The organism is Bacillus sp. MUM 116 (assembly GCF_001866655.1).
Taxonomy (GTDB): Bacteria; Bacillota; Bacilli; order Bacillales; family Cytobacillaceae; genus Neobacillus.
Window position 1 is genome coordinate 1 of the sequence record NZ_MLYR01000198.1, and the last position, 4,505, is coordinate 4,505.

At 37.6% G+C, this 4,505-nt stretch carries 3 protein-coding genes and 1 rRNA gene; 3 read left to right on the forward strand and 1 reads right to left on the reverse strand.

What is annotated here, in order from left to right; genetic code table 11:
- Window positions 1–90: 90 nt before the first annotated feature.
- Window positions 91–206: ribosomal RNA gene (gene rrf / locus BIV60_RS27915) — 5S ribosomal RNA — on the forward strand.
- Window positions 207–328: 122 nt separating this feature from the next.
- On the opposite strand, the gene BIV60_RS27920 is transcribed toward rrf, so the two are convergent.
- Entirely contained in the window at window positions 329–1,270 is a 942-nt protein-coding gene (locus tag BIV60_RS27920) for a YaaC family protein (protein WP_083402514.1), read from the reverse strand.
- 108 nt (window positions 1,271–1,378) lie between these two features.
- Between BIV60_RS27920 and guaB the strand changes: the two genes are divergently transcribed.
- A complete protein-coding gene (guaB, locus tag BIV60_RS27925) occupies window positions 1,379–2,842 on the forward strand; it encodes an IMP dehydrogenase (protein WP_071358916.1) in 1,464 nt (487 codons plus the stop codon).
- 129 nt (window positions 2,843–2,971) lie between these two features.
- Window positions 2,972–4,354: a D-alanyl-D-alanine carboxypeptidase family protein gene (locus tag BIV60_RS27930; RefSeq protein WP_371261605.1), complete on the forward strand. Its 1,383-nt coding sequence runs from the start codon at window positions 2,972–2,974 to the stop codon at window positions 4,352–4,354.
- Window positions 4,355–4,505 lie beyond the last annotated feature (151 nt).

Below are 4,505 nucleotides of genomic sequence, written 5' to 3' on the forward strand. Positions count from 1 at the left end.
AACCAAGTCATATATACAAAGCGATCTCGTTTTTACGAAAACTTCTTCTGCATTATCTAGTTTTGAGGGAATGATACCTCAAGTAAATAGTCTGGCAATAATGGCGAGAAGGTCACACCCGTTCCCATACCGAACACGGAAGTTAAGCTTCTCAGCGCCGATGGTAGTTGGGGCCTTGCCCCTGTGAGAGTAGGACGTTGCCAGGCAAAGTAAAGGACAACCTGATGTGGGTTGTCCTTTTTGTTTGGTTAAAAAATTATTTGACCAGTAAATCAAAAGAAGATACCAGTAAAACAAAAGCCAGGCTTTCAGGACATTACAATACAATTCAATTCATCAAATATTCATAAATCAAAAATGGCCCTTTTCTTGAGGTTATCGTTAAAAACGATTGAATAAAGGGAAAATCCCGATTAGGCATCATCTTCGTTAACTCACTCCACCATTCTGTTTCATAGCGGGCAATCATACTTAGGTTATAAAGTAACAGATAATGAATTAACAATTCCGGAAGATGGAAAAACTCACTTTTTTGAACAGGAAGAACCCAATCTCCCTTTTCTAAATGATACTTAAAGGGTGAGCCCTTTTTCTGACTTAAGCCATCAAACATAAGGGTAAGTCCTTTGTCAGAAAATGAAATAGGATGCATAGACTTCAATGTCAAATACTCTTTTAACCGGCTTTCTGTCATATGATAATGGTCCAATAGCTTATCAGGAATTTCAAATTTTCCACCATGATTATGCAAGATTTCAAATGTCCTCGTTCCTTCCAGTAGAAAAAATAAATCATCTAATTCAGGAATCAGCCTTAATAATTCTTCCATAATGACTTTTTCCCCTTCTAATTGTTTCATGTGAAACATTTTTTCGGACATAAAGGGAAATAATCCATTTTTTTGCAGTTTTACTTCATCATGAAAAAATTGGTAATTCTGTTTTTTTCGCTTCCTCGTTGAAACCCCATGAGCCAACACAGTGGTGGTCTCAGGATATGCAGGGTCAATTGTCAAAATACATGCCTTAATTAAATGGACTAGTCCATAAAAGAGGAGAATAGGTTTAAGAATAAGTGGTGCCTTTTCTGCTTGTTCATAATAAATTTGGCCATGTTCCAAATAATAGAGAAAGGCATAGCAGTTCTCATAGCTTTTTTGTTCCGGATTTTCCACCATATATTTTTGGTAGTTATTTTTTAGAAATAATTGACAATTTTCAGCTGAAAAAAAACATGAAAAGCTTTTCAAGTCTTTATAAGAGATATTCAATCTACAATCACCTTTTTTCAGAATAATTAAATTAAAACTAGTTCCTTGACAGTATTTTGTCCAATTGATAACCTACAAATAAAAAAATTTGTCCTGGAGGCCTTAAAAATGTGGGAAAGTAAATTTGTAAAAGAAGGATTAACCTTTGACGATGTCTTGTTAATTCCGGGTAAATCTGAAATTCTGCCACGTGATGTTAATCTTCAAGTTGCATTATCAGAAAACGTAAAGCTGAATATTCCAATTCTAAGTGCTGGAATGGATACCGTTACTGAGGCAGAAATGGCGATTGCCATGGCACGCCAAGGTGGTTTAGGGATTATCCATAAAAACATGACCATTGAACAGCAGGCTGAACAGGTTGAAAAAGTAAAACGATCAGAAAGCGGCGTTATTACTGATCCATTTTTCCTAACCCCTGAGCATCAAGTATTTGATGCCGAGCATTTGATGGGAAAATATCGGATTTCAGGTGTTCCGATTGTCAATAATGAAGAGGAACAAAAATTAGTCGGTATTATCACAAATAGGGATCTTCGTTTTATTCAGGATTATTCTTTTAAAATTTCTGATGTAATGACAAAAGAAGATCTTGTAACGGCACCTGTAGGGACAACATTGAAGGAAGCGGAAGAAATCTTACAGCAGCACAAAATTGAAAAGCTGCCATTAGTAGATCAGCAAGGAGTTTTAAAAGGGCTAATTACGATTAAAGATATTGAGAAGGTTATTGAATTCCCGAATTCCGCGAAGGATCGTCAAGGCCGCCTGTTAGCGGGTGGAGCAGTAGGGGTAACAACAGACACCATGAAGAGAGTAGAAGCACTTGTAAAAGCAAATGTCGATGTGATTGTGGTCGATACTGCTCACGGCCATTCAAAGGGTGTGCTTGATACAGTTAAACAAATCAGAGATGCTTATCCTACTTTAACGATTATCGCAGGTAACGTTGCGACTGGTGAAGCAACCAAGGCTTTATTTGAAGCGGGAGCAGATGTAGTAAAAGTGGGAATCGGACCTGGATCTATTTGTACAACCAGGGTCGTTGCCGGCGTAGGAGTTCCTCAAATTACAGCCGTATATGATTGTGCAACGGAAGCAAGAAAACATGGCAAGACAATTATTGCAGATGGCGGTATTAAATACTCAGGTGACATTGTTAAAGCACTAGCTGCCGGCGGGCATGCCGTTATGCTTGGTAGTCTTCTTGCCGGTGTTTCGGAAAGCCCAGGGGAAACGGAAATTTTCCAAGGCAGAAGATTTAAAGTATATCGTGGAATGGGCTCTGTTGCCGCTATGGAAAAAGGTTCAAAAGACCGTTATTTCCAAGAAGATAATAAGAAGTTTGTACCAGAAGGAATTGAAGGCCGCTTACCGTATAAAGGGCCATTAGCAGAAACTGTTTATCAGTTAATTGGCGGATTGCGCTCAGGTATGGGATACTGTGGGACAAAAGATTTAGAAGCATTGAGGGAAAATGCTCAGTTTATTCGAATGACAGGTGCTGGTTTAAAGGAAAGCCATCCACATGATGTTCAAATAACTAAGGAAGCACCGAATTATTCTTTATAATCTTAGAAGATGCTTTAGTCATGGTAAGGAGGGAGCACATGCCCTCCTTTTTATTTTTGGGGCAAATAGGTCTTTGCTCTGTCTATGATTTGAAAGGGAGTTATGTTAAAATAACCAAGGTGTATAAAAATGTTGGAGGGCATTATAGTGAATAAATATTTTTTTCGAAAAAGTATTTCCGGCCTATTGGCATTGATTATGTTTTTTAGCCTGTTTTCGGGCTTAAATAAAGCAGAAGCACAAGCGCCATTAAAGGTAAATGCGGATAGTGCAATTATTGTAGACGGGGAGAACGGAAAAGTTTTATACGAACAAAACGCTGATAGTATACTTGGTATTGCCAGCATGTCAAAAATGATGACTGAGTATATCCTGCTTGATGCTATTAAGCATGGAAAAGTGAAGTGGGATCAAGAATATTCTGTGAGTGAGCTTGCTTATAAAATTTCACAAAATCGAAATCTATCAAATGTTCCATTAAGACGCGATGGTAAATATACCGTAAGAGAATTATATCAGGCAATGGCCATTTACTCAGCCAATGCTGCAACAATCGCTCTTGCTGAAGTGATTGCGGGATCAGAAACAAACTTTATAAAAATGATGAACGATAAAGCAAAAGAACTAGGTTTAAAAAAATATAAATTTGTTAACTCTACCGGTTTGAATAATAAAGATTATGTTGGTATGCAGCCAGAAGGGACAAGTCCTGACGAAGAAAACGTTATGTCAGCACGTTCGGTTGCAGAATTAGCCTTCCGCCTAATTCATGATTTCCCGGATGTATTAAAAACAGCCAGCATTCCGACCAAGAAGTTTAGAGAAGGTACGGATGATGAAATTAAGATGGATAACTGGAACTGGATGCTGCCAACATTAATTTATGGGTATCAGGGTATGGACGGATTAAAAACAGGCACAACTGATTTTGCAGGGGCATGTTTTACTGGAACAGCGATGAGAGATGGTAAAAGATTTATCACAGTTGTTCAGAATGCAAAAGATGCAAATGGCAAGACAAGTGATAAAAAAGCCCGATTTGATGAAACAAGAAAAATGCTAGATTATGCTTTTAGTAATTTTAGCAAAGAGGAAATTGTACCGGCACACTATCAAGTTAAAGGCTATAAAACAGTGCCTGTTATTAAAGGGAAAGCAGACAATGTAAAAATTTACTCAAAATCTGCAATAGATATGTTTGTTGCCAATGGCGAAAAGCAAAATTATCAACCAGTCCTTGTATTGGATCAAAAGAAGGTTAATAAAAAAGGCGAGCTGACAGCCCCAATTAAAAAAGGTGAAACCATCGGCTATTTAACGCTTAAAGCGAAAAAGGGCGATAAGCTCAGTTTCTTAAATGATGAAGGACAGAAAAGCATTACGGTTGACGTTGTAGCCGCACAGAATGTTGAAAAATCCAATTGGTTTGTTCTGATGATGAGAGGAATTGGCGGCTTTTTTGGAGATGTTTGGAGCGGTATTTCCAAAACAGTAAAAGGCTGGTTTAAGTGAATTTGAAGTTTTTTTAATAAACTATTTAACTTGGATTCATGTTTTGACATGGGTCCTTTTTTGTTGCATAAGAATTTATAAATTGCTTTGAGAATTGTCCAACGAAAGCGTCCTGCCCCTCGAGGGAAAAAATGAACTGCTTTTTTCCTAG

What these genes read in the sequence shown, in the direction of transcription:
- guaB (WP_071358916.1), top strand. Translation starts at nt 1,379, where the DNA reads ATGTGGGAAAGTAAATTTGTAAAAGAAGGATTAACCTTTGACGATGTC.
- BIV60_RS27930 (WP_371261605.1), top strand. Translation starts at nt 2,972, where the DNA reads ATGTTGGAGGGCATTATAGTGAATAAATATTTTTTTCGAAAAAGTATT.